Source organism: Pseudomonas sp. MAFF 730105, from assembly GCF_055380705.1.
The window spans coordinates 4,254,722-4,280,906 of sequence record NZ_AP018438.1 but is presented as its reverse complement, the minus strand read 5'-3'; the positions used below and the strand labels follow the sequence as shown (position 1 = coordinate 4,280,906).

Annotated in this window: 19 protein-coding genes and 3 pseudogenes; 8 read left to right on the top strand and 14 right to left on the bottom strand. The window is 62.3% G+C overall.

Annotated elements, in window-relative coordinates:
• Positions 1-384: 384 nt before the first annotated feature.
• Positions 385-2,454 (top strand): autotransporter outer membrane beta-barrel domain-containing protein, encoded by a 2,070-nt coding sequence (locus PCOSP_RS18165; protein ID WP_464711964.1) that lies wholly within the window; start codon positions 385-387, stop codon positions 2,452-2,454.
• Positions 2,455-2,526: 72 nt separating this feature from the next.
• Here the strand turns inward: PCOSP_RS18165 and PCOSP_RS18160 are convergent, their stop codons facing one another.
• From PCOSP_RS18160 to PCOSP_RS18150, 3 genes are all read right to left on the bottom strand, one after another.
• Positions 2,527-3,042 (bottom strand): hypothetical protein, encoded by a 516-nt coding sequence (locus PCOSP_RS18160; RefSeq protein WP_464709214.1) that lies wholly within the window; start codon positions 3,040-3,042, stop codon positions 2,527-2,529.
• 162 nt (positions 3,043-3,204) lie between these two features.
• On the bottom strand, positions 3,205-6,306 hold the full coding sequence (locus PCOSP_RS18155; RefSeq protein WP_464709213.1) for a multidrug efflux RND transporter permease subunit: 3,102 nt from the start codon (positions 6,304-6,306) through the stop codon (positions 3,205-3,207).
• A 14-nt stretch (positions 6,307-6,320) separates the two neighbouring features.
• Positions 6,321-7,478, bottom strand: a complete 1,158-nt coding sequence (locus PCOSP_RS18150; protein WP_175362188.1) for an efflux RND transporter periplasmic adaptor subunit — start codon at positions 7,476-7,478, stop codon at positions 6,321-6,323.
• Between the two features lie 266 nt (positions 7,479-7,744).
• Between PCOSP_RS18150 and PCOSP_RS18145 the strand changes: the two genes are divergently transcribed.
• Positions 7,745-8,446, top strand: a complete 702-nt coding sequence (locus tag PCOSP_RS18145) for a response regulator (protein ID WP_024777367.1) — start codon at positions 7,745-7,747, stop codon at positions 8,444-8,446.
• Positions 8,447-8,450: 4 nt separating this feature from the next.
• A pseudogene (locus PCOSP_RS18140) lies at positions 8,451-9,754 on the top strand (ATP-binding protein).
• Positions 9,755-9,847: 93 nt separating this feature from the next.
• On the opposite strand, the gene PCOSP_RS18135 reads toward PCOSP_RS18140, so the two are convergent.
• Positions 9,848-10,489: a DUF1345 domain-containing protein gene (locus PCOSP_RS18135; protein WP_464709212.1), complete on the bottom strand. Its 642-nt coding sequence runs from the start codon at positions 10,487-10,489 to the stop codon at positions 9,848-9,850.
• A gap of 3 nt (positions 10,490-10,492) precedes the next feature.
• The gene (gene pncA / locus PCOSP_RS18130; RefSeq protein WP_139648688.1) at positions 10,493-11,122 is read right to left on the bottom strand and encodes a bifunctional nicotinamidase/pyrazinamidase; all 630 of its coding nucleotides are present in this window, start codon (positions 11,120-11,122) and stop codon (positions 10,493-10,495) included.
• 262 nt (positions 11,123-11,384) lie between these two features.
• Between pncA and PCOSP_RS18125 the strand changes: the two genes are divergently transcribed.
• Positions 11,385-13,463, top strand: coding sequence for a putative bifunctional diguanylate cyclase/phosphodiesterase (locus tag PCOSP_RS18125; protein WP_139648690.1), 2,079 nt, complete (start codon positions 11,385-11,387; stop codon positions 13,461-13,463).
• Positions 13,464-13,847: 384 nt separating this feature from the next.
• A complete protein-coding gene (locus PCOSP_RS18120; RefSeq protein WP_041022179.1) occupies positions 13,848-14,156 on the top strand; it encodes an RcnB family protein in 309 nt (102 codons plus the stop codon).
• A gap of 26 nt (positions 14,157-14,182) precedes the next feature.
• On the opposite strand, the gene PCOSP_RS18115 is transcribed toward PCOSP_RS18120, so the two are convergent.
• A complete protein-coding gene (locus tag PCOSP_RS18115; RefSeq protein WP_139648692.1) occupies positions 14,183-14,506 on the bottom strand; it encodes a protealysin inhibitor emfourin in 324 nt (107 codons plus the stop codon).
• Positions 14,506-15,564 (bottom strand): M4 family metallopeptidase, encoded by a 1,059-nt coding sequence (locus PCOSP_RS18110; protein ID WP_139648694.1) that lies wholly within the window; start codon positions 15,562-15,564, stop codon positions 14,506-14,508. The genes PCOSP_RS18115 and PCOSP_RS18110 overlap by 1 nt, the downstream gene beginning before the upstream one ends.
• Positions 15,565-15,741: 177 nt before the next feature.
• On the opposite strand from PCOSP_RS18110, the gene PCOSP_RS18105 reads away from it, so the two are divergent.
• The gene (locus tag PCOSP_RS18105; protein ID WP_139648696.1) at positions 15,742-16,083 is read left to right on the top strand and encodes an FKBP-type peptidyl-prolyl cis-trans isomerase; all 342 of its coding nucleotides are present in this window, start codon (positions 15,742-15,744) and stop codon (positions 16,081-16,083) included.
• A gap of 16 nt (positions 16,084-16,099) precedes the next feature.
• Here PCOSP_RS18105 and PCOSP_RS18100 read toward each other — a convergent pair whose 3' ends face one another.
• Positions 16,100-17,233 (bottom strand): cytochrome P450, encoded by a 1,134-nt coding sequence (locus PCOSP_RS18100; RefSeq protein WP_464709210.1) that lies wholly within the window; start codon positions 17,231-17,233, stop codon positions 16,100-16,102.
• An 82-nt stretch (positions 17,234-17,315) separates the two neighbouring features.
• Here PCOSP_RS18100 and PCOSP_RS18095 point away from each other — a divergent pair.
• A pseudogene (locus PCOSP_RS18095) lies at positions 17,316-18,070 on the top strand (ArsR/SmtB family transcription factor).
• 108 nt (positions 18,071-18,178) lie between these two features.
• On the opposite strand, the pseudogene PCOSP_RS18090 reads toward PCOSP_RS18095, so the two are convergent.
• The 5 genes and pseudogenes from PCOSP_RS18090 to PCOSP_RS18070 form a co-directional block, all read right to left on the bottom strand.
• Positions 18,179-19,197, bottom strand: a pseudogene (locus PCOSP_RS18090) (branched-chain amino acid aminotransferase).
• Positions 19,198-19,426: 229 nt separating this feature from the next.
• Positions 19,427-20,812 carry a dihydrolipoyl dehydrogenase gene (gene lpdA, locus PCOSP_RS18085; protein ID WP_464709209.1) on the bottom strand — a complete coding sequence of 462 codons (1,386 nt, stop codon included), beginning with the start codon at positions 20,810-20,812 and terminating at the stop codon, positions 19,427-19,429.
• Between the two features lie 14 nt (positions 20,813-20,826).
• Entirely contained in the window at positions 20,827-22,101 is a 1,275-nt protein-coding gene (locus tag PCOSP_RS18080; RefSeq protein WP_175362196.1) for a dihydrolipoamide acetyltransferase family protein, read from the bottom strand.
• A complete protein-coding gene (locus tag PCOSP_RS18075; protein ID WP_139648707.1) occupies positions 22,102-23,160 on the bottom strand; it encodes an alpha-ketoacid dehydrogenase subunit beta in 1,059 nt (352 codons plus the stop codon).
• A gap of 1 nt (position 23,161) precedes the next feature.
• Positions 23,162-24,397: a 3-methyl-2-oxobutanoate dehydrogenase (2-methylpropanoyl-transferring) subunit alpha gene (locus PCOSP_RS18070; protein WP_139648709.1), complete on the bottom strand. Its 1,236-nt coding sequence runs from the start codon at positions 24,395-24,397 to the stop codon at positions 23,162-23,164.
• Positions 24,398-24,588: 191 nt separating this feature from the next.
• Between PCOSP_RS18070 and bkdR the strand changes: the two genes are divergently transcribed.
• Entirely contained in the window at positions 24,589-25,077 is a 489-nt protein-coding gene (bkdR, locus tag PCOSP_RS18065) for a Bkd operon transcriptional regulator BkdR (protein WP_003202929.1), read from the top strand.
• Between the two features lie 127 nt (positions 25,078-25,204).
• On the opposite strand, the gene PCOSP_RS18060 is transcribed toward bkdR, so the two are convergent.
• Entirely contained in the window at positions 25,205-26,068 is an 864-nt protein-coding gene (locus PCOSP_RS18060; protein ID WP_464709207.1) for an MBL fold metallo-hydrolase, read from the bottom strand.
• Between the last annotated feature and the right edge of the window lie 117 nt (positions 26,069-26,185).

Genomic DNA, 26,185 nt, shown 5'->3' with positions numbered 1-26,185 from the left:
GGATATGAGAGGTTTCATTGTCATGCCCACATGGTTCGCATTCCGAGTCGTTGGGGTTGTTAAAGGATTTATCTGGCCGCGCATTGGGAAAAGTCCTACATAATGGCGCGCCATTACTCGATAGCCTTGCGGACCTCAAAAAGTAGGTCGTTGAATTTCACGGCTTGCTTCCGAAATTCGATCCGTACTTTCGATGCAGGTATTCAGTATGCACTTCAAATCCTTGCTGTTTTCGCCCCCCCTTTCACAAAGACGGTGTTGTGCCTGCCCGTCTTGTTACTTTCTTCCTTTACTGAAGCGGCACCCGTTGTGGGCGGGGTCGAGGATGTCCTTAGTGGCGATCCTGTTGAAAGTTGGGCACTAAGCCAAGGCGCAACGTTGAACGTGAACAATGCCCAGACGTTGAACATCAGCGCCAATGCGTCAACGGTCAATGTCAATGCCGGCAGCAGCACCCAGTCGATATCGGCGAGCGGGAATTCTACAGTCAATCTCAGTGGCGCCAACGTGGCGGGCAGTGGGCGAGCGGGACTCGAGCTGGTCTCCAGCAAGGCCAATGTCGACAACACCCATATCAGTGGCGGACTCAATGGGATCTCAGCGGTACGGGTCAACAATACCCAGGACGGCTCCACAGTCCACATAACGGGAAATAGCACCATTTCCGGGGTTAATTCCGGTGCCTTTGCTTCCTCCCATAGCCTTATCGATGTCACCGATTCCATCCTCGAAGGGACGTCGGCCACCAGTTCTGGCCTGCGGCTACAGAGTGCCAGCGCCGTTGCCAGGGGCAGTACGATCGTCGGTGGGCAGAACGGCGTGCTTGTCGAACTGGATATCACCGGCATTGCTCCGGCCACCCTGAACCTGGAAAACACGACGGTCCAGGGTAAGACCGGTTCTGCCATCGTGGTGGATTTCGCTAATCAGGGCAGTTCCACGGCTGATTTGACCCTGACCAACTCCAACCTGCTGGCCGGCAACGGTACGTTGCTTGAGGTCAAGGGCGGCGCCACCTCTACGATGACGGTCAATGGCAGTGTACTGAATGGCAATATTGTCACCGAGGCCGGCAGCAGCACGGCATTGACCCTGCAAAACAACTCCGTGCTGACCGGGCAGTTGGAGAATGTTGCCAGTGCGACCATCAACGACACCTCTCAGTGGGTACTGGTGGGTGACAGCCAGGTCGGTGACCTTGCACTCAATGGCGGTTCGGTCAGTTTTGGGGCTGACAATGCGTTCTACCAATTGAACGTGACGAACCTGTCGGGCCAGGGCAGGTTCATCATGGGCACCGACTTCGCCACGGGCCGGACGGATGTGCTTAACGTGACCGGAACCGCCAGCGGCACTCATGAATTGCTGATTGCCAGCAGCGGTACCGAACCCGCGGCCGGTCGGCCGATCACCGTCGTGACCACCGCCGGGGGGAACGCAACATTCACATTGTTCAATGACGTTGTGGATCAGGGCGCTTATTCCTATGGGCTGGCCAAGAGCGGCAATGACTGGATCCTGGACCCGGAAACGCGTGTCATCAGCCCAGGGACGCGCTCGGTGTTGGCATTGTTCAATACGCCACTGCCTACCTGGTACGGTGAGTTGACGTCATTGCGCTCTCGCATGGGTGAGTTGCGTTTCAATCCTGGCCAGTCCGGGGCATGGGGACGTACCTATGGCAACAAGTTCGACATCGCCGATGGTTCCGGTGTCGGTTATCGGCAGTCCCAACGTGGATTCACTCTCGGCGCTGACGCTGCGTTGCCGGCGGGGGATGGCCAATGGCTGGTGGGGATCATGGGAGGCCATAGCACCTCCGATCTCAATTTGCAGGGCGGCAGCTCGGGTAACGTCGACAGCTTCTACCTGGGCACATATGCCACCTGGCTCGATGCGAGCAGCGGGTACTACGCGGATGCCGTGCTGAAAGTGAACCGGTTTCGCAACGAAGCCAAAGCCCGTCTGAGCGATGGAACCCGAGCCAAAGGTGACTATGACAACAGCGGCGTGGGTGGATCGGTCGAGTTCGGCCGGCACATCAAGCTCGACGATGGGTATTTCATCGAGCCGTTCACCAAGTGGTCGGCGGTGGTCATCCAGGGCAAGAGCTATTCCCTGGATAATGATCTGCGTGCCGAAGGGGACCGCGCTCGATCATTGTTGGGCGAGGTCGGGTTGACCGCAGGACGCAACTTCAAACTGGAAAACGACGTTGAGTTGCAGCCTTATGTCCGTGTTTCAGGCGGTTATGAGTTCGCAAAAAACAATGAAGTGCAGGTCAATGACAATGTATTTAAAAACGACCTTTCCGGCTCTCGAGCGGGTTTCGGGACCGGTATTGCCGCCGCGATGACAGACAAGTTGCAGGTGCATGCGGATTACGAATACAACGATGGCAAGAACTTCCGACAACCGGGAGGCTTGACACTGGGGTTGCGATACGCGTTTTAATATCAACGTAAGTCAAAAAGGAGGCCTTGGCCTCCTTTTTTATTTACGACTTGCGTGATATCGCGCTAAGCATTAGCAATTCCTTGCGCGCGATTTGGGATGACGCAAGTTCCTGGGAGTCCTTACGGGAGGATAGGCATGAAATATGACCCGCAGGTTCAGTGTCTTGACGGTGTCTTCATCCCGATTCTCGAGTTCTGCACTGAGCTCACCTGAGAGCGTTGATTTTTCTGGATCGTACTCAAGCCCGACGACGCCTTGGATGGGGGTATAGACCACCGGTGTAGCCGGTGTTGACCGATCAATGAAGCTCATACCTACAGGGTAGGGAGTCTCACCCAGTTTATACCGGCCATTCTGAAAGTCCTTGGTGAAGGACATCAGTAACTCTTTGTACGTGTAGTCCGGCCCAGGGGCAATCTGTGTGGCCAGCATGACATGAGCCCTTTCGTGAGGTGGAGGATAGTCGGGATAGTCGGCCTCCGAAAGCTCTACCAGACTGGCGCTAAAGGGTTCTGTTCCATTGATAACTCCTTGGCACATTCCCAGTAACTGAGGTTGCGTATTCGTGCTCGCAAGTGCGTTCATTGATATAGTCTCCACTGTCATGACAAGTGATGTCTCACCAATGGAAAACAGGCGAGATCAACCTATGTAATGCCGCCCTGACGAACTTGTAAACTGTAAGACCTGACAGTTTACGCACCGACATTCCTGTGACTCTTTTGGAGTTAATCATCTGGACGCCATTCAGTTGAGATCCTTCCGGCGGCCACGCACCAGCCTCATCACCCCCACGAAAAACACCGGCACAAACACCACCGCCAACGTCGCGCTGATCATCCCGCCAATCACCCCGGTCCCGATGGCCTGCTGGCTCGCCGAACTGGCCCCGGTGGCGATTGCCAGGGGCACCACACCAAGGATGAACGCCAGGGAGGTCATGATGATCGGCCGCAGGCGCAGGCGTGCGGCCTGGAGGGTGGCGTCGACCAGGTCGTGGCCTTCGTCGTACAGGCTCTTGGCGAACTCGATGATCAGGATCGCGTTCTTCGCCGACAGGCCGATGATGGTCACCAGGCCGACTTTGAAGAACACGTCGTTGGGCATACCGCGCAACGACACCGCCAGCACCGCGCCGAGTACCCCCAGCGGTACTACCAGCAGCACCGAGGCGGGAATCGACCAGCTCTCGTACAGCGCCGCCAGGCACAGGAACACCACCAGCAATGAAAGGCCCAGCAGGATTGGCGCCTGGGTGCCGGACAGGCGTTCCTGCAACGACAGACCGGTCCATTCCTGGCCCAGGCCTGCCGGCCCCTGGGCCACCAGCCGTTCGATCTCCGCCATGGCCTGGCCGGTGCTGTAGCCCGGTGCCGGTTCGCCGGAAATGCTGATGGCCGGGTAGCCGTTGTAGCGGGTCAGTTGCGTCGGGCCCTGAGTCCACTTGGCCTGGACGAAGGCCGACAACGGCACCATTTTCCCGGCATCGTTGCGCACATGGATCTTCAGCAGATCGGCCACCTGGCTGCGCTGGTCGCCTTCGGCCTGGACCACCACCCGCTGCATGCGCCCCTGGTTGGGGAAGTCATTGATGTAGCTCGAACCCACAGCGGTCGCCAGCACATTGCCAACATCGGCGAAAGATACTCCCAGGGCATTGGCCTGCTTGCGGTCGACTTCCAGCTGTACTTGCGGCGCTTCGGCCAGGGCGCTTTCGCGCACGTTGATCAGCACCGGGCTTTTTTCGGCGGCGGCGAGCAATGCGTCGCGGGCCTGCATCAGCGTCGCGTGGCCGAGACCGCCGCGATCCTGCAGGCGGAACTCGAAGCCGCTGGACGTCCCCAGGCCATCCACCGGTGGTGGCAGCACGGCGAAGGCCATGGCGTCCTTGATCCCGCCGAAGGCCTGGTTGGCTCGCTCGGCTATGGCGCTGGCCGAGTCGTCGCTGCCACGGTGTGACCAGTCCTTGAGGGTGGTGAACGCCAGCGCCGCGTTCTGCCCGCTACCGGAGAAACTGAAGCCCAGGATCACCGTGCTGTCACCGACACCCGGCTCGCCGGCGTTATGGGCTTCGATCTGCTCGACCACTTGCACCGTGCGGTTCTTGCTCGCGCCGGGCGGCAATTGGATGTCGGTGATGGTGTAGCCCTGGTCTTCCACCGGCAGGAACGAGGAGGGCAGGCGACTGAACAGCAGACCCATGCCCACCAGCAGCAAACCGTAGATCACCAGGTAGCGTCCGGTACGCTTGAGGGCATAGGCGACCCAGCCTTGATAGCGCTCACCCAGTTGATCGAAGCGGCGATTGAACCAGCCAAAGAAGCCGCCCTTGGCGTGATGCTCGTCCTGGCTGATGGGCTTGAGCAGGGTGGCGCACAAGGCGGGCGTCAGGCTCAGGGCCAGGAACGCCGAGAACAGGATCGACGTGGCCATGGACAGCGAGAACTGTCGATAGATGACCCCCACTGAACCCGGCATGAACGCCATTGGAATGAACACCGCCACCAATACCAGGGTGATGCCGATGATGGCCCCGGTGATCTGGCGCATCGCCTTGCGCGTCGCATCTTTGGGCGACAGCCCTTCGCTGGCCATGATCCGTTCGACGTTCTCCACCACGACGATGGCGTCGTCCACCAGGATGCCGATGGCCAACACCATGCCGAACATGGTCAGCACGTTGATGGAGAAGTCCAGCGCCAGCATGATGGCGAACGTGCCCATCAGCGCCACCGGCACCACCAGGGTCGGGATCAGGGTGTAGCGGATGTTCTGCAGGAACAGGAACATCACGGCGAACACCAGCAGCATGGCCTCGCCCAGGGTGTAGATCACTTTGGTGATGGAGACCTTGACGAATGGCGAGGTGTCGTAGGGAATCTTGTATTCCACGCCGGCCGGGAAGTAGCGCGCCAGTTCGTCCATTTTCGCCCGCACCAGGGTCGCCGTGCTCAGGGCATTGGCCCCCGGCGACAGCTGCACGCCGACGGCCGTGGAGGGCTTGCCGTTGAGGCGGGTGGAAAACTGATACTCCTGGCTGCCGACTTCCACCCGCGCCACATCGCCGATGCGCACGGTGGAACCGTCGGGGTTGGCCTTGAGCACGATGTCGGCGAATTCTTCCGGCGTCGACAACTGGCCCTTGACCAGGATGGTCGCGGTGATTTCCTGGGTGCCGCGGCTCGGCAAGTCGCCAATGCTGCCCGCTGAAACCTGGGCATTCTGCGCCAGGACGGCGGCGTTGACGTCGGCCGGAGTCAGGTTGAAGCCGAGCAGTTTCTGTGGGTCGATCCAGATCCGCATCGCCCGTTCGGCGCCGTACAACTGCGCCTTGCCGACGCCGTCCAGGCGCTTGATCTCGTTCATCACGTTGCGCGCCAGGTAGTCGCTGAGGGCGACGTCGTCGAGCTTGCCGTCATTGGACGTGAGGGTGATCAGCAGCAGGAAACCGGCCGAGACCTTGTCCACCTGCAAGCCTTGCTGGGTGACCGCCTGGGGCAGGCGCGACTCCACCGCCTTGAGGCGGTTCTGCACGTCGACCTGGGCCAGTTCCGGGTTGGTGCCGGGCTTGAACGTCGCGGTGATAGTGGCGCTGCCCAGGCTGCTCTGGGAACCGAAGTACAGCAGGTTGTCGGCGCCATTGAGCTCTTCCTCGATCAGGCTGACGACACTCTGGTCCACGGTTTGCGCCGAGGCACCGGGGTACACCGCGTAGATCTCGATTTGTGGTGGCGCGACGTCCGGGTACTGGGCCACCGGCAATTGCGGGATCGCCAGCACACCGGCCAGCAGGATGAACAACGCGACCACCCAGGCAAACACCGGACGGTCGATAAAGAACTGCGGCATGGGAAACGTCCTGCTTACTGACCAGGTGCCTGGGCGAGTGGAAGAGGGGAGTTGTCGATCTGGACTTTTTCACCGGGGCGGGCATGTTGCAGGCCTTCGACGACGATGCGGTCGCCCGGCTTCAGGCCGTGGGTGACGATCCAGCGGTTGTCCTGTACGCCGCCCAGTTCCACCGGTTGCAGGCTGACTTGCTGCTCGGCGTCGACCAGCAACACCTGGGCGACGCCGGCACTGTCACGCTGGATGGCCCGTTGCGGCACGCTGATGCCCTGGCGGTCGACGGCCTGCTCCAGGCGCACGCGCACGAAGCTGCCGGGCAGCAGGTCGAGATCGGGGTTGGGGAACTCGCTGCGCAGGGTGATCTGGCCGGTGCCCGGGTCGACGCTGATGTCGGTGAACAACAGCTTGCCCGGTAGCGGGTAGAGGCTGCCGTCGTCCTGGATCAGCGTGGCCTTGGCCTGGTCCTGGCCGACCTGCTGCAACTGACCGGCACGCAAGGCCCGGCGCAGCTCGTTGAGTTCGCGGGTCGATTGGGTGAGGTCGGCGTGGATCGGGTTCAATTGCTGGATGAGGGCCAGCGGCGTGGTTTCGTTCTGCCCCACCAGCGCGCCCTCGGTCACCAGTGCCCGGCCGATGCGTCCGGCAATCGGCGCGGTGACCGTGGCATAACCCAGGTTCAACCGGGCCCGCTCGACGGCGGCCTTGTTGGCGGCGACATCGGCGGCGGTCTGGCGTGCGGCGGCGCGGGCGTTGTCGTAGTCCTGGGCGCTGATGGCGTTGTCCTCGATCAACCGGGCGTAGCGCTGCTCCTGCAAGCGCGCCTGGAACGCGTTGGCCTCGGCCTTGCGCAACGCCGCCTCGGCGCTGTCCAGGTCGGCCTTGAACGGCGCTGGGTCGATGCGGAACAGCACGTCGCCCTTTTTCACATCGCTGCCTTCGCGGTAGACCCGTTGCAACACCACACCGGGCACCCGTGCGCGGACTTCGGCGATGCGCGGCGCGGCGATACGCCCGCTCAATTCGCTGCTGATGGACAGCGGCCGGGCTTCGACGGTTTCGATGGCAACGGTGGGGCGCGGTGCCTCGTCCGTGGGTGGCGAGGCCTTGTCGCAGGCGCTCAACGACAGTACCCCGAGCAACAGGCCCAGGGTGGCGAAAGAGTTCTTTGGCATGGTGCTTCCCCAATGATGAACATCGCCATGCTACGGAGAGCGGTGGGGGACAGCGGTAAAGGTTTGTAGGGGGTGTGTGAAATTGTGTAAGGGGTTTGCTCGCGAGCGGGTGAGGACGTATATCCTTGGCTGCTTGAGATTTTCTGCGCCTGGCAGGGCCTCATCGCGAGCAGGCTCGCTCCCACAAGGTTCACGCAAACCCTGTGGGAGCGAGCCTGCTCGCGATAGCGGTGTGCCAGGCGCCACAGCACTTTCTGGAATCCCCCATGCCCAACATCCTCCTGGTGGAAGACGACACCGCCCTCAGCGAACTGATCGCCAGTTACCTGGAACGCAACGGCTATCAGGTCAGCGTGCTCAGCCGGGGCGATCATGTGCGCGAACGGGCGCGGGTCGATCCGCCGGACCTGGTGATCCTCGACCTGATGCTGCCGGGGCTGGACGGCTTGCAGGTCTGCCGTTTGCTGCGGGCCGATTCGGCGACCCTGCCGATCCTGATGCTGACCGCCCGGGACGACAGTCACGACCAGGTGCTGGGCCTGGAGATGGGCGCCGACGACTACGTCACCAAGCCGTGCGAGCCGCGGGTGTTGCTGGCGCGGGTGCGCACCTTGCTGCGGCGCAGCAGCCTCAGCGAGCCGCAGACGGCCAACGACCGCATCCTCATGGGCAACCTCTGCATCGATTTATCCGAACGTACCGTGACCTGGCGCGGGCAAGCGGTGGAGTTGTCCAGTGGCGAGTACAACCTGCTGGTGGTGCTGGCCCGTCATTCCGGCGAAGTGTTGAGCCGCGACCAGATCTTGCAACGCTTGCGCGGCATCGAATTCAACGGCACCGACCGCTCGGTGGACGTGGCGATTTCCAAGCTGCGGCGCAAGTTCGACGACAACGCCGGCGAAGCGCGCAAGATCAAGACAGTGTGGGGCAAGGGGTATCTGTTCAGCCGCTCCGAGTGGGAGTGCTGAGTCGATGTGGAAGCTGTTGATCCGCCTTTACCTGGTCACCATCGTGTCCTACAGCGCAGCGATCTACCTGATGCCGGAACTGGTGATCCGCCTGTTCCATGAGCGGTTCATGAGCTACAACCTCGACTACTCCCGTGGCCTGCAAACCCTGATGAGCAAGCAGTTCCATGCCGTGCCGAGTGAGCAATGGCCGGCGCTGGCGGCGCAGATGGACAAGGAATTCGAACCGCTGCGCATCGAGTTGGCTGCCATTGATGACGCGGATTTCAGCGCGGATGAGCAGGCGCGTCTCAAGCGTGGCGAGAACGTGGTGCGCCTGGGTGACTGGGCCTGGCGCACCCTGGCGGTGGCGCCTCTGGACGAGCGCACGGTGGTCAAGATGATCGTTCCTCCTGACCCGACCGACGTCAATTGGTTGTACTGGAGCATCAACGTGTTGATCGGCGCGACGATGCTGGCGTGCCTGTTGCTGTGGCTGCGGCCGCACTGGCGCGACCTGGAGCGCCTCAGGAGCACCGCCGAACGCTTCGGCAAGGGCCATTTGAGCGAGCGCACGCACATCGCCTCCAGCTCGAACATCGGTAGCCTGGCCCATGTGTTCGACACCATGGCCAGTGACATCGAGAACCTGCTCAACCAGCAGCGGGACTTGCTCAATGCGGTCTCCCATGAATTGCGTACCCCTTGACCCGGCTCGACTTCGGTCTGGCCCTGGCGCTGTCCGATGACTTGCCACCGGCCAGCCGCGAGCGCCTGCAAGGGTTGGTGGCGCACATTCGTGAACTGGACGAGCTGGTACTGGAATTGCTCTCCTACAGTCGGTTGCAGAATCCCGAGCGCCTGCCGGAGCAGGTCGAAGTGCCGCTGGACGAGTTCATCGACAGCATCCTGGGCAGCGTCGACGAGGACCTGGCTGCGCCGGACGTGGTGATCGACGTGCTCTTGCATGGGACGTTGGAGCGTTTTGTGCTGGACCCGCGGCTGACGGCCCGGGCACTGCAGAACCTGTTGCGCAATGCCATGCGTTATTGCGAGAAGCGGATCCAGGTCGGTGTGCGAGTGGGCGACGAGGGCTGCGAGATCTGGGTCGACGACGACGGCATCGGCATTCCCGACGGCGAGCGCGAGCGGGTGTTCGAGCCGTTCTACCGCCTGGACCGCAGCCGCGACCGCGCCACGGGCGGTTTCGGCCTGGGCCTGGCCATCAGTCGCCGCGCCCTGGAAGCCCAGGGGGGCACCTTGACGGCTGACGTCTCACCGCTGGGCGGCGCACGCTTCAGGTTGTGGCTGCCAACGCCCCAGCCATAACCTGCAGTTTCCTGTGGCGAGGATTTACTGTGGCGAGGGGATTTAGCGAAACGTCGCACCGCCCCGCTGGGCCGCAAAGCGGCCCCCCCTTCATCACCCAAACAACCCCGCCGCAATATTGATCGAGAACCCGAGAATCGCCGTGTTGAACACAAACCCGATCAACGACTGCGCCAGCACGATCTTGCGTAACTGCCGGGTGGCAACGCCCACGTCCGAGGTCTGGACGGCCACGCCGATGGTGAACGAGAAATACAGGAAGTCCCAGTAATTGGGCGTGGTCAGCCCTTCGGCAAACCGCAGGGCCGGCTCCTTACCGTCCCAGGTGTAATACAAACGCGCGTAATGAACGCTGAAGATCACCCCGATCAGCAGCCATGAACCGATCACCGTGAGCGCGGTGAAACCGTAATGCAGCAGCTTGCCTGCGGTTTGCAGGTCGCGGCTGCCGGCCAGCTCGAAGGTGATGGTCGCCAGGCTGGCCAGCGCCGCGATGCAGACCACCAGCAGGACCAGCCCGGCATTTTCGTCTTCGATCTCGGCGATGCGCCTGACGTCGGGCGCCTTGGCGCGCACGGTCAGCCAGACCATCAGTGCCAGGTACGTCCAGACTCCGACATTCCAGCCGATGAGGATTTTGCCGATGACTGAATCCGCGGGAACCAGGAGTCCCGCGATCAGGCCAAGGGCCGTTGCGCCGGAAAGGCGTGGGTGGGTGCGAGCGAGGAAGGGCACAGGTTAGTTCGTCATGTCGGTGGACTGAATCAATTGCACACCCGCTTGTTGCATCCGTCGTAGCGCCGCGTCTATCGAACCCTCGATATCGATGCCCCGGCAAGCGTCGAGTACCACGACGGCATTGAACCCCGCGATCCGCGCATCCAGGGCGGTGAACATCACGCAGAAATCCAGGGCCAGCCCCACCACATAGACGGTGTCGACGCCGCGCTCCTTGAGGTAACCCGCCAACCCGGTGGGTGTCTGGCGGTCGGCCTCCATGAACGCCGAATAACTGTCGATGTCCGGATTGCAGCCCTTGCGGATGATCAGTTGGGCATGGGGCAGGTCCAGTGCCGGGTGCAACGCCGCGCCTTGGCTGCCTTGTATGCAGTGGTCGGGCCACAGGGTTTGTTCGCCGTAGGGCAACGGGATGGTGTCGAACGGTTGCTTGCCAGGGTGGCTGGACGCAAACGAAGCGTGTCCGGCCGGGTGCCAGTCCTGTGCTAGGATGACCCGCGTGAATGACCGGCCCAGACGGTTGATCAGTGGCACGATCTCATCGCCCCCTGGCACGGCCAACTGGCCACCCGGGATGAAATCGTTCTGTACGTCTATCACCAGCAATGCAGTAGTTGTGGCGCGAGTCATGGCTACGTTCTCCTTGAAGTCGTCTGCAAGCTTAGCGGAACCGGATCGGATCCAGTATCGTCGCGGGCTACTACGTCATCGCGAACAGCCGCGCGAAGCGGCGGCACACCCAACAGTAATCTCCATGCACGGCGAAGTGTCTTTCGTCGTAAACATTCCCAGATTGATGGCTTTTTGATACTTCCTGCGAAGGGATTGAGTACAATCGCAGCCTCAACCGGGCATGGAGGCAGTTCGGCGTTTCAGCTACGAGAAAACCCCCATGCTCATCGGCAGTTATTCCCCCGCCCTTGTTTTGATTTCCCTATTGGTTGCAGTACTGGCGTCCTACACCGCGCTGGATCTGGCCGGACGTATCGCCACCACCCGTGGCCACGCTGCTCACCTCTGGATGGCCGGTGGCGCATTCGCGATGGGGGTGGGTATCTGGTCAATGCATTTCATCGGCATGCTGGCATTCACCTTGCCGGTGGAACTTGGTTACGACCTGTCCATCACTGCGCTGTCGTTGCTGATTGCCATTCTTTCCAGTGGTTTTGCCCTGTGGCTGGTCAGCCAGCCACGTTTGCCGGCCTGGCAGTTGGCTTTTGGCGCGCTGATCATGGGCGCCGGCATCAGCGCCATGCATTACACCGGCATGGCGGCCCTGCGGATGCAGCCGGGCATCGACTACGACCCGACGCTGTTCGGCGCTTCGCTGGTGATCGCGGTAGGGGCCTCCGCCGCGGCGTTGTGGATTGCCTTTCGCCTGCGCCACAACAGTCCCCGTGTTCGACTGGCCCGTGCCGGCGCCGCCGTGATCATGGGCGTGGCCATTGTCGGCATGCATTACACCGGCATGGCGGGGGCGCAGTTCAGGGAGGGCAGCTTCTGTGGTTCCCTCGACGGCTTGAGCGGCAAAGGCCTGGACAATGTGGTGCTGATCACGACGTTGGCGGTGCTGGCCATTGCCTTGCTGACGTCGATTCTCGACGCACGCCTGGAGGCCCGTACCGCGGAACTGGCCCAATCGTTGACCCAGGCGAACCGGGAACTGACTCAACTGGCCCTGCACGACCCCCTCACCGGATTGCCCAACCGGGTGCTGCTGGCGGATCGCATCGACCAGGCCATGCACCGGGTGCAGGAGCAGGGTGGCTGCTTCGCCTTGATGTTCATCGACCTGGACGGCTTCAAGCCGGTCAACGACGCCTTTGGCCATCACATGGGTGATTTGCTGCTACGCGACGTGGCCCTGCGCCTGCGCGAAGATTTGCGCAGCCAGGACACCCTGGCGCGGATCGGCGGTGATGAATTCGTGTTGCTGGTGCAACTGGCCGAGCCCGACGATGCCCTGCGGCTGGCGGCGCGCCAGGTCGGCTTGATCGGCCGCACGTTCCGGGTCACTGAGCATGATCTGCAGATTTCCGCCAGCGTCGGTATCGCGCTGTTCCCCGGTAACGGTCTGAGCGCCGAAGAGCTGCTGATGAACGCCGACGCGGCGATGTACCACGCCAAAGGCGCCGGCAAGAATGGCTACAGCTTTTTCGATGCTTCGATGAACAGCAATGCCCGCAAGCAATTGCAGTTGCTGCAAGACTTGCGCATCGCCGTCGAACAGCGGCAGTTCAGCCTGCATTATCAACCCAAGTTCGACGCGGCCAACGGTCGTCCGGTCGGCGCCGAGGCGTTGCTGCGCTGGCACCATCCGACCCAGGGCCTGTTGATGCCCGACACCTTCATCGACCTGGCGGAAAAGACCGGGCTGATCATCCCCATTGGCGAATGGGTACTGAACGAGGCCTGTCGGCAGATGCGTGAATGGTACGTGCTCGGTTATACCGATTGGCGTATCGCCGTGAACCTCTCGGCCTTGCAGTTCTGCCATGCCGGACTGGTGCAAAGTGTCGCCAAGGCCCTGGAGGTGCACCATTTGCTGCCCAACAGCCTGACCCTGGAAATCACTGAAACCACCGCCATGAGCGACGCGGATGCCAGCATGACGGTATTGCAGCAGCTTTCGGACATGGGTGTGGACCTGTCCATCGACGACTTTGGCACCGGCTATTCGAGCCTGATGTACCTCAAGCGGCTGCCGGCCAACGAGCTGAAGATCGATCGCGGCTTCGTGCGCGACCTGGAGCACGACAGCGACGACGCCGCCATCGTCTCGGCCATCGTCGCCCTCGGCCAGGCCCTTGGCCTGCGGATCGTCGCCGAAGGGGTGGAGACCGATGTGCAACAGGACTTCCTGACCCAACTGGGCTGCGACTCACTGCAAGGCTACCTGCTGGGCCATCCAATGCCGGCCGATCGCTTCCTGCAGAATATCCGCCAGGTGCCACGCTTGGCGGTGGTCTGAAACAGCATCGCCTGTGGGAGCGAACCTGGTTCCGGGATGACCGGAGAGTTCATGTCTACCGCCATTCCCTGTGGGAGCGAGCCTGCTCGCGATAGCGATGGCTCAGTTGCAGGTGAGTCGACTGTGCAGCCGTCATCGCGAGCAGGCTCGCTCCCACAGGGGGAGTCATGGTGCAGGAGATATCGAGTACGCCGCTGGACCTGTGGGAGCCGGGCTTGCCCGCGAAGGCGGCGGTCCATTCAACATCTTTGTGGCCGATACACCGCTATCGCGAGCAAGCCGGTCCCACAGGCTTTATGTATCTTGGTTGGTCGCTACAGTAAAAGGAATGATTCGCCACCGTTGAAGTCGGAGATTCAGTACCTTGATAACTGGAGTCTTTCTATGCGTAAACCAACCTTGATCGCCAGCCTGGCGCTGATCGTCGGCCTTGGAGCCCTTGGGCCTGTTGCACAAGCGGTCGAGAAAACCGGGGATGCCTTGGAGCATTCGCCGAGCAATGGCCGCAGGCTGGTGGAGAACGACCGGGTACCCGCGGATTACCAGCGCGCGGACAGGGCCATGAAAGACTGGAAACAGAAGAAGCTCGAACAGCCGACAAACGACCAGCAATGGGTGCATATCGACGACAAATACTTGCTGATCGAAACCGTGTCCGGCGCGATCGTCAAGATCGTTCCGGCCACGCGTTAGGCTCTGTGTGGAAAGTCTTTAGGACTTCAGAGCACTTCTCCTTTGTCCCACAAGTGAACCAGCTCGCCGGGTGCCCGGTCCTCGGGCACCTGTAACACCATTTCATTGTCCTGATCGTCGGTGCGATAGCGTACTTCGATCTGGAAGAAACGTTGATCCCCCTGACCCGAGGTGGAGGAGGTCAGCGGCAGGCAACCCTCCAGAACCGAATGGATGCGCGTGCGCTGGTCGAGGTCGCATTGGGCGAACTCGATTTCCCGCGGGCGGGTCAGGGCATGGATCGCTGCCACGCCGCCCTGGCGCGACAGGCGCACCACGGCGTTGTCGTCAAGGTCTGGAAGGGTTTTCATCAGCTCTCCTCGGTCAGGTTGACGCCGACCTGGGCCCAGCCGTCCTGTACCGCTCGTACCTCCCGCTCGCCGAACCGCTGGCGTGCATGCTCGACGGTCAGGTGGGCGAAGGCACTGAAAGTCGCGTCGTTGGCCAGGTTCCTGTCGCACAAGGTTTCATACCAGATCCGCCCGGCCTTTTCCCAGGCAAATCCGCCCAGTGCGGTGGCTATCAGATAAAAGGCGTGGTTGGGGATACCGGAGTTGATGTGCACACCGCCGTTGTCCTCACGGGTGATGACGAACTGGCGCATGTGAGCGGGCTGCGGGTCCTTGCCCAGCAGCGGGTCATCGTAGGCGGTGCCGGGATTGGCCATGCTGCGCAGGCCATCGCCGTTGATCTTATCGGTGAGCAGGTCGGCACCGATCAGCCAATCGGCCTGGTCGGCCGTCTGTTCGAGGACGAACTGCTTGACCAGCACACCGAACACGTCGGAGATAGACTCGTTCAGGGCACCGGATTGATTGGCATAGATCAACCCGGCTTCGCTTTCGGTGACGCCGTGGGCCAGCTCATGAGCCACGACGTCCAGGGAGCGGGTAAAACGCTGGAAAATTTCCCCATCGCCGTCGCCAAAGACCATCTGCGCGCCGTTCCAGAAGGCATTCTCATAGCCCTTGCCATAATGCACGCTGCCTACCAGGGCAAAGCCTTTGTTGTCGATGGAGTCGCGGCCCAGGACCTTCCAGAAGAAATCATAGGTCGCGCCCAGGGCGTCGTAAGCCTCGTCCACGGCCGCATCGCCACTGGCCGCTTGACCCTCGAGGCGCACCGGCTGGCCGGGCAGCTCCATGCTGTTCTGGGCATCGTGCACGCTGCGCTGTGGGTGTCCGGCCTTACCCTTGGGCAGCACAGCGGCGGCGGGAGAGTTGCCAGGCGGACCCGGGTTGTGCCGCAGGCTACGCACATGGGTCAGGGTGCCGAGGGCACTGGAGCGTTGCTGTTCTGAGCCGTGGGCGATGATGCGATTGAGGATATAGGGAGGAATAAAGCCGTTGAGAGGGCGAGAGTCGATCATCAGAACATCCTTATCTGAATAGCAGGGTCGATACCCATGTGAACCGACGCGGGCGCTACGGTTCCCTCCTGTTTACCGGATTCATCCGCCGGCGCACGTTGCGCTCAAAGACCATTGGAGTTGCCAGGCGCGCCGATTTCTGCGAAAAACCGCGCCTGGAATCACTCGGGAATACCCATGAACGAAGTACTGCAAATCATCGACCTGGAACAGGGCGACGGCAAAAGCGTAGTCAAAGGCGCGCTGATTACCACCCAATACCGCGGCACCCTGGAGGACGGCACCGAGTTCGATTCGTCCTACAGTCGCGGCAAGCCTTTTCAGTGCGTGATCGGCACCGGGCGCGTCATCAAGGGCTGGGACCAGGGCCTGATGGGGATGAAAGTCGGCGGCAAGCGCAAGCTGCTGGTGCCGGCGCACCTGGCCTATGGCGAGCGATCCATGGGCGCCCACATCAAGCCCAACGCCAACCTCATCTTTGAAATCGAACTGCTGGAAGTGCTGACCAGGGACGATTGACGAGCGCTGGGGCACGTCAAGGTGCTTGGGGGCCTGACCGGTCGCTGAATATCGGGATGCGCCCGTTGATCGAGGGGCGGTAGCTCCAGGTCAAACGGTCCCATCGCGGTTCTCGTTCAAGCATCGCTTCGAGTGTGGCGTGGGCGATGCTCAGCGCCAGGGTTTGCCCGGGACATTCATGACGCCCGGTTCCGAAACTGACGCTGCGACGGTTCGAGCGATCCAGCAGGAAGTCGTCCGGTTGCGGATTGAGCCGCGGGTCACGGTTGGCCGAGGCCAGCAGCACCAGGATCACATCGCCGCTGTTCAGCGTCGCGCCGAGGATTTCGCAGGGGGCGGCGACGAAGCGGCGGGTGTTTTGCACGCCCGGGTCGAAGCGCTGGACTTCGGCCAGCAGCGGGCTGATCTGCTTGGGGGCGGCGATGACTGTCCGTCGCAACGCCGGGTCGCGGATCAGTGCCAGCACCGCGTTGCCGATCAAGCCCGCCGTGGCTTCATAGGTCTGCGAAAGCAGGCCGATCAGGTTGGGGACCAGGCTGTCCGGATCGGTTGCCAAGCCCTGGCAGATGCGTTTCAGCAGAGGGTTGTCCGGCGTGTCGATGCGTTCCCGGAACAGCATTTCCAGTTGTTCGGTGGCCCGGTGCGCCGCATCCAACTGCGTGGCTTGACTCAAGGGCGACAGGCAGGCGACGAAATCCCCGGTGAGTTCACTGACCAAGTGGCTTTGCGTCGGACTGAAACCCAGCAGCGTCGCTACCACGCTGGCCGGTCCGATGAACTGCCGAGGGTGCAGGTCGACGTCGTCCTCCGTGATGAAACGTGCCCTGACCAGTGCCTCCACCTGTTGCGGGTCGATGTCCTGTAGCCCAGATGCAATGGCCGCTCGGGGGCAACGCTGGCGCTCGCCTTCGTTCATGCGCATCAGGCGCCCGAATACTCGGCCGGCAGGGCCATCGGCAATGGCTTTCGGCACGGGTTCGTGGGCCGGGCGCACATGGCAATCGGCGTGGCGCAGCACGGCACACACCGCCTCGGCGCTGCTGGCGATCCACAATTTCAGGTGCGGATCGAAGGTCAGCCCTCCCTGGGCTCGCAGGCTGGCGTAGTAAGGGTAGGGGTCGGGATGGGTCGCGGCGGTGATCGGGTCCATGCAGCGCTGCCTTGTTCGTGTTGACGAAAGTGTTGCTACTATCCCCAGTCGATGCATGACTTGATTCGTCCGGGAGCGAAATATGAGCGCAGAACACTTTGATCTAGGTGTGTCCCAGGTGGCTGCGGCCATTGCCGAACCGGCGCGTACCCGGATGCTCTGTTCGTTGATGGACGGTCATGCCCGTACCAGCACAGAATTGGCGAGCATCGCCGAGGTTAGCGCCTCCACCGCCAGTGCCCATCTGGCGAAGCTCAAGGACCTGGCCCTGGTCCGTCTACATGTCCAGGGCCGTCATCGCTACTACAGCCTGGCGGACAAGCGTGTCGCCCAGGCGCTGGAAGCGTTGATGGTGATCGGTCAGAAGCCCGTGCCGGCTTTTGTGTCGCGTACTCCGGATCGCCTGCAATTTGCTCGCACCTGCTACGACCACATGGCTGGCACCCTGGCGGTGCGGTTGCATGACCGCATGATTGACGCCGGATGGTTGGTAGAGGGGAGGGGCAGGATTATCGGCTGAGCGAATCCGGCAAGACGCTGTTCGAGGCGTTAGGCATCGACGTCCAGGCCCTGGCCAGTGAACGGCGCCGATTTGCCTGCCCCTGCCTGGACTGGAGCATGCGTCGGCCGCATCTGGGCGGTGCCTTGGGGGCCGCGTTGCTGCAATTGGCGATCAGGCGCCAGTGGCTGACTCAGGATCTGGACAGCCGGGCATTGGCCGTGACGGCCAAGGGGCGCCGGGAAATGCCCGGGCGATTGGGTGTCAGTGCGCAGAGGGATGTCGAACCCGCCGGCGCTATCGCGAGCAGGCTCGCTCCCACAGTGGATTTGCGTTGAACGCAAGCCTCATGACCACTGAGAATCCCTGTGGGAGCGAGCCTGCTCGCGATGGCGTCATCAGCAGCACTGCCACGCGGGGGAGCAAGCCCCCCCGGTACAATCGGATCAGACCTTGACGATCCAGCCAGCCGGCGCTTCCACATCGCCGGTCTGCACGCCAGTCAGCTCTTTATAGAGCTTCTGGGTGATCGGGCCGACTTCGGTTTCGCTATGGAACACGTGCAGCTTGTCCTTGTAGCTGATGCCACCGATCGGGGTGATCACCGCCGCGGTACCGCAGGCGCCAGCTTCCTTGAAGTCCGACAGCTTGTCGATGAACACATCACCTTCAATCACTTCCAGGCCCAGGCGGGTCTTGGCCAGCTCGATCAGTGACAGGCGGGTGATGCCCGGCAGGACCGACGGGGAGTTGGGCGTGACGAATTTGTTGTCATGGGTGATGCCGAAGAAGTTGGCCGAGCCGACTTCCTCGATTTTCGAATGGGTCAGCGGGTCAAGGTAGATGCAATCGGCGAAGCTGGCTTTCTTGGCCTGAGAGCCCGGCATCAGGCTGGCGGCATAGTTGCCACCAACCTTGGCGGCCCCGGTGCCTTGTGGGGCGGCGCGGTCGAAGCTGGAGATCAGGAAGTTGTGCGGGTCAGGCCGCCCTTGAAGTAAGCGCCGACTGGAATGCAGAACACCGAGAAAATGAACTCGGGGGCGGTGCGCACGCCGATGTTGTCACCCACGCCGATCACGAAGGGGCGCAGGTACAGCGCGCCGCCGGTGCCGTAAGGTGGAATGAAGCGCTCGTTGGCGCGAACCACTTGCTTGCAGGCGTCGATGAACTGCTCGGTGTCGACGTGTGGCATCAGCAGGCGGGCGCAGCTGCGCTGCATGCGGGCGGCGTTCTGGTCCGGGCGGAACAGGTTGATCGAGCCGTCCTTGCAGCGGTAGGCCTTGAGGCCTTCGAAGCACTGCTGGCCGTAGTGCAGGGCGGTGGAGCCCTCGCTGATGTGCAGCACGTTGTCGTCGGTCAGGGTGCCGGTGTCCCAGGCACCATTGCGCCAGTGCGACAGGTAGCGCTTGTCGGTCTTGATGTAGTCAAAGCCCAGTTTGTCCCAATTGATGCTCTCGTTACCCATGACACCCTCTATATCTTCATAACCGTCGAAACGGTCAAGGCTTCTGACGTTTTTTGGATGGGGACAACAATACTTCATTCCAGGGGTGTTTCGCAGCCTCACTCGCATGATTGTTCCCACGCTCCGCGTGGGAATACTTCAACGGACGCTCCGCGTTCGGCTTTGGGACGCGGAGCGTCCCTGGCTGCATTCCCACGCGGAGCGTGGGAACGATCCTCAGGTCGCTATCTCACAGATGCAACGCATGCCCCAATGCCCGCAGCGCCGCTTCCTGTACCGCCTCGCCGAGCGTCGGATGGGCGTGGATGGTGCCGGCGATGTCTTCCAGTCGTGCGCCCATTTCCAGGGATTGGCCAAACGCGGTGGACAGTTCCGAGACACCCACGCCGACCGCTTGCCAGCCGACGATCACATGGTTGTCCCGACGCGCCACCACCCGCACGAAACCACTCTTCGACTCCAGCGTCATCGCCCGGCCGTTGGCGGCGAACGGGAAGCTGGAAACGATGCAGTCCAGACCGGCTGCCTTGGCTTCGTCCGGCGTCTTGCCCACCACCACCAGCTCCGGATCGGTGAAGCACACGGCTGCGATGGCCGTCGGGTTGAACTCGCGAGGCTGGCCGGCGATCAGTTCGGCGACCATTTCACCTTGGGCCATGGCCCGGTGGGCGAGCATCGGTTCACCGCTCAGGTCGCCGATAGCCCAGACGTTACGCATGCTGGTCTGGCAGCGACTGTCGATTTTCAGCGCCGAGCCGTTCATCGTCAGGTTCAAGGCCTCGAGGTTCCAACCTTGGGTATTGGGCTTGCGACCGACCGCCACCAGGACCCGGTCGGTGGACAGGCTCAAGGTGTCGCCGACGGGGTCGCGCACTTGCAACGTGCTGGCCTGGGCGTCGAAACCCTCGACGCTGTGCTTGAGGTACAACTTCACGCCCAATTGCTTGAGCGCCTCATGCACCGGCTGGGTCAGCTCGCCGTCGTAGGCCGGCAGGATCCGTTCCTGGGCTTCCACGACGCTGACCTCGGCACCGAGCTTGCGGTAGGCAATGCCCAATTCCAGGCCGATGTAACCGCCACCGACCACCACCAGGTGCTTGGGCAGCGAGGTCGGGGCGAGGGCTTCGGTGGAAGAAACGATCGGCCCACCGATGGGCAGCATCGGCAGATCGACGCTTTTCGAGCCGGTCGCCAGCAGCAGGTGTTCGCACTGGATGCGGCTATCGCCGACCTCGACGGTCTTGCCGTCGATGATCTTGGCCCAGCCGTGAATGACCTGGACCTTGTGCTTTTTCAACAGTGTCGCCACACCGGTGGTCAGGCGATCGACGATGCCGTTCTTCCATTCCACGCTCTTGCCGATGTCCAGCACCGGCGCGGACACCGTGATACCCAGGGTTGAACCCTGGCTGTGGTGTTGTGCCTGATGAAACTGTTCGGCCACATGGATCAACGCCTTGGACGGGATGCAGCCGATGTTCAGGCAAGTCCCGCCCAGCGCCTGGCCCTCCACGAGAATGGTCGGGATGCCCAGCTGACCGGCGCGGATCGCCGCTACGTAACCGCCAGGGCCACCGCCAATGATCAGCAGGGTGGTGTTCAAAGTCTGTTGCATGCCTGCTCCTGGTATCAGTCCACAAACAAGGTGGCGGGTTGTTCAAGCAGGCCGCGCAGGGCCTGGATGAATTGCGCAGCATCCATGCCGTCGACCACCCGGTGATCGAAGGAGCTGGAGAGGTTCATCATCTTGCGGATCACCACCTGGCCCTTGATGACCACGGGCCGCTCGACGATTTTGTTCACGCCGACGATTGCCACCTCCGGCAGGTTCAGCACCGGAGTGCTGACGATCCCGCCCAACGCGCCGAGGCTGGTCAGGGTGATGGTCGAGCCGGACAGTTCGTCGCGGCTGGCCTTGCCATTGCGGGCTGCCGTGGCCAGGCGCGCGATCTCCGCCGCGCTGTCCCATAGGCTGCGGGCCTCGGCATGACGCACCACCGGCACCATCAGGCCGACATCGCTCTGGGTCGCGACCCCGACATGCACCGCACCGGAGCGGGTGATGACCTGGGCCTCGTCGTCATAGCGCGCGTTCATCTGCGGGAAATCCCGCAAGGCCACGACCAGCGCCCGCACCAGGAACGGCAGCAAGGTCAGCTTGCCACGGCTGGCACCGTGTTTTTCATTCAGGTGAACCCGCAGCTCTTCGAGGGCGGTGACGTCGATTTCCTCGACGTAGCTGAAATGGGCGGCGCGCTGGGTGGCTTCCTGCATGCGCTGGGCGATCTTGCGCCGCATGCCGATCACCGGGATCTGCTGCTCGTCGTGGCGCTCGGCGTAGCCTGAGCCGCCCTTGGCCGGCGTCGAGGGGCCTTGGGCCAGATACGCTTCCAGGTCCTCGTGCAGTACCCGGCCGGCAGGGCCGCTGCCCTGGACCAGACGCAGTTGGATGCCCAGGTCCAGGGCGTGTTTGCGCACAGCCGGCGAGGCCAGTGGGCGCTCGTCGGGATCGCGGGCCACAGGGGCCTGGGGTTGCTGGGCCGGGCGGGGCGCGGCGGCAGGTTTTTCCGCCACCGGCTCAGGCGCTTTGGACGGTGCGGGCTCGGCGGCCGGAGTCGTAGCCGCAGCCGGTGGTTGTGCCGATTCCTTCAGGTTGCCGGCACCTTCCACTTCAATACGGATCAGTTCGCTGCCCACCGCCATGACTTCACCCGGCTCACCGCCCAGGGCGATGACCCGGCCATGCACGGGCGAGGGGATGTCCACCATGGCCTTGTCAGTCATGACATCGGCCAGAACCTGATCCTCGGTCACCAGGTCGCCAACCTTGACGTGCCATGCCGCCAATTCCACTTCCGCGATGCCTTCGCCGATGTCCGGCATCTTGATAACGTGCGTGCCCATTCAGACCTCCATGACCCGTTTCAACGCCGCGCCCACCCGGGACGGCCCTGGGAAATATGCCCACTCCTGCGCATGCGGGTAGGGGGTATCCCAACCGGTGACACGCTCGATAGGGGCTTCCAGGTGATGGAAGCAGTGTTCCTGGACCAGCGACACCAGCTCGGCGCCGAAGCCGCAGGTGCGGGTGGCTTCGTGGACGATCACGCAACGGCCGGTCTTCTTCACCGACTTGACGATGGTGTCCAGGTCCAGCGGCCACAGGCTGCGCAGGTCGATGACCTCGGCATCGATGCCGGTTTCCTCGGCGGCGGCCTGGGACACATAGACCGTGGTGCCGTAGGTGAGGATGGTCACGTCCTTGCCTGGACGGGTGATGGCGGCGACGTCCAGCGGTACCGTGTAGTAGCCGTCGGGTACTTGTGCCGTCGGGTGTTTCGACCACGGCGTTACCGGGCGGTCGTGATGGCCGTCGAACGGGCCGTTATACAAGCGCTTGGGTTCGAGGAAGATCACCGGATCATCGTTTTCGATGGAGGCGATCAGCAGGCCCTTGGCGTCATAGGGGTTCGATGGCATCACGGTGCGCAGGCCGCAGACCTGGGTGAACATCGCCTCGATGCTCTGGCTGTGGGTCTGGCCGCCGTAGATGCCGCCGCCGCAGGGCATGCGCAGGGTCATGGGCGCGGTGAACTCGCCGGCCGAGCGATAGCGCAGGCGCGCTGCTTCGGAAATGATTTGGTCCGAGGCCGGGTAGACGTAGTCGGCAAACTGGATCTCGGCCACCGGCCGCAATCCGTAGGCGCCCATGCCTACGGCCACGCCGACGATGCCGCTTTCGGAGATCGGCGCGTCGAACACCCGCGAGGTGCCGTATTTGTTCTGCAGGCCTTCGGTGCAGCGGAACACGCCGCCGAAGTAGCCCACATCCTGGCCGAACACCACGACGTTGTCGTCACGTTCGAGCATCACGTCCATGGCCGAGCGCAGGGCCTGGATCATGGTCATGGTGGTAGTGGTCATGGCGGTATCCAGCGCAATAGTGTTGTTGTGATCGTTCATGTCAGATCCCCAACTGCTGACGCTGGCGCTTCAAGTGCTCCGGCATCTCTTTGTAGACGTCTTCGAACATCGTCGCGGCGCTCGGTACCTGGCCGCCGGCGAGGGTGCCGTACTGTTCGGCTTCCTTCTGGGCCGCGATGATCTGCGCTTCCAGCTCGGCGGTGACGGCGGCGTGTTGCTCTTCCGACCATTGACCGATGCGGATCATGTGCTGCTTGAGACGGGTAATCGGATCGCCCAACGGGAAATGACTCCAGTCATCGGCAGGCCGGTACTTGGAAGGATCGTCGGAGGTAGAGTGCGGGCCAGCGCGGTAGGTGACCCATTCGATCAGGGTCGGGCCGAGGTTGCGGCGGGCGCGTTCGGCGGCCCAGCGCGAGGCGGCATAGACGGCCATGAAGTCGTTGCCGTCGACCCGCAGCGAGGCGATGCCGCAACCGACGCCGCGTCCGGCGAAGGTGGTGGCTTCACCGCCGGCAATGGCCTGGAAGGTGGAGATTGCCCACTGGTTGTTGACCACGTTGAGGATTACCGGCGCCCGATAGACGTGGGCGAAAGTGAGGGCGGTGTGGAAGTCCGACTCGGCGGTGGCGCCGTCACCGATCCAGGCCGACGCGATCTTGGTGTCGCCCTTGATCGCCGACGCCATGCCCCAGCCCACGCCCTGGATGAACTGCGTGGCGAGGTTGCCGGAGATGGTGAAGAAACCGGCTTCCTTGACCGAATACATGATCGGCAACTGGCGGCCCTTGAGCGGGTCCCGCTCGTTGGACAGCAACTGGCAGATCATGTCCACCAATGGCACGTCACGGGCCATCAGGATGCTTTGCTGGCGATAGGTCGGGAAGCACATGTCGTCGATGTTCAGCGCCAGGGCCTGGCCGCTGCCGATGGCTTCCTCGCCGAGACTCTGCATGTAGAACGACATCTTTTTCTGGCGTTGGGCGACCACCATGCGGTTGTCGTAGATCCGCGTCTTGAGCATGGCGCGCATGCCCTTTTCCAGGATGTCGAGGGGCACGTCTTCGGCCCAGGGACCATGGGCATTGCCCTGGTCGTCGAGCACGCGGATCAGGCTCCGGGCCAGGTCGGCGGTATCGGACGGCTCAACGTCGATGGAAGGTTTGCGCACCGTGCCCGCATCGCTCAGATGCAGGTAGGAAAAGTCGGTCTTGCAGCCGGGACGGCCCGTAGGTTCGGGGACGTGCAGGCGTAGCGGTTCGTACGCTGGGTTCATGGCTTTCTACGCTCGATCTTGTGAATTTCTTGTAGTGGGCGCGCTAGCTGACAAATCCCCTGGGTGAGGAGAATTGTCCTACAACAATCATAGGCTCGACGGCGAAGAATATTTTTCTCAGTTGGCTTGCTGTTCGGACCATTTGCAGATAAAAAATCTGCACAACGATAAAAATCAGGAATATCTGTCTCATGCGTAAACTGGATCGCACCGACATCGGCATTCTGAACAGCCTTCAGGAAAACGCCCGCATCACCAACGCCGATCTCGCCCGTTCGGTCAATCTTTCGCCGACGCCGTGCTTCAACCGGGTCCGCGCCATGGAAGAGCTGGGGGTGATCCGCGAGCAGGTCACGCTGCTGGATGCCGACCTGCTGGGCCTGCACGTCAACGTGTTCATCCACGTCAGCCTGGAGAAGCAGGTGGAGGAGGCGCTGCAGCATTTCGAAGAAGCGATCTCGGACCGGCCCGAGGTGATGGAGTGCTACCTGATGGCGGGCGATCCGGATTACCTGATCCGCGTGCTGGTGCCGACGATCCAGTCCCTGGAGCGGTTCATGATGGACTTCCTGACCAAGGTCCCGGGCGTGGCGAATATCCGCTCCAGCTTCGCGCTCAAGCAGGTACGCTACAAGACGGCATTGCCGCTGCCGGCCAATGGGTTGACCTTGGGTACCTGAACCTCAACGGATAGTCGCAATCCCCTGTGGGAGCGAGCCTGCTCGCGATAGCGTCAGCGCCTGCGACATCAATGCAAGCTGGCCCACCGCTATCGCGAGCAGGCTCGCTTCCACAGGGTTTTTGCCCTTAAAGCTGATTGAGCGGAATCTTCAGATACGTCACGCCATTGGCCTCGGCGGGCGGCAGGTTGCCTACCCGCACATTGACCTGGATCGCCGGCAACAGCAGCGTTGGCATACCCAACGTGGCGTCGCGCTGGGTGCGCATGGTGACAAAGGTGGCTTCGTCGATGCCATCGTGAACGTGGATATTGTGCTGGCGCTGTTCGCCCACGGTGCTCATGCAGTGGGGCTCGCGATGATCCGGCGGATAGTCATGGCACACATACAGCCGCACGCTGGCGGGGAAGGCCAGCAGCTTGCGGATCGAGGCGTAGAGCTGGTGCGCGTTACCGCCGGGGAAGTCGCAACGGGCGCTGCCGACATCGGGCATGAACAGCGTATCGCCCACCAGGATCACATCGTCGTCGATCAGGTAGGCCATGTCCGCCGGGGTATGGCCGGGCACGTGTAACGCGGTGGCCTTGAGGTTGCCGATGAAGAACGTTTCATCGGGGCCAAACAGATGATCGAACTGCGAACCGTCCACGGCAAACTGCGCTTCGAGGTTGAACAGTGCCTTGAAGACGTTCTGGACCTGGCCGATGGACTGGCCGATGGCGATCTTGCCGCCCAGTTCCCGACGCAGGTAGGGCGCGGCGGAAAGGTGGTCGGCGTGGGCGTGGGTCTCCAGCAGCCACTGCACGGTCAACCGGTGTTCGCGTACGAACGCGATCACCCGGTCAGCCTGCGTGGTGCCGCTGCGCCCCGAGGCCGGGTCGTAGTCGAGCACCGGATCGACCACCGCGCATTGCCCTGCGTCCTGCTCATAAACGACATGGGTGTAGGTCTTTGAAGCGGGGTCGAGGAAGCTTTGGATCTGCGCGGGCATGACGACTAACCTGTACGGAAGGAACCGGTTGCAACACGTAAGGTTGGCAACATATGGTCCGCAGCTTAGTGAGGGCCAAGGCCTCCTGCAAATGCGATCGCACCTGCCAACAGGTGT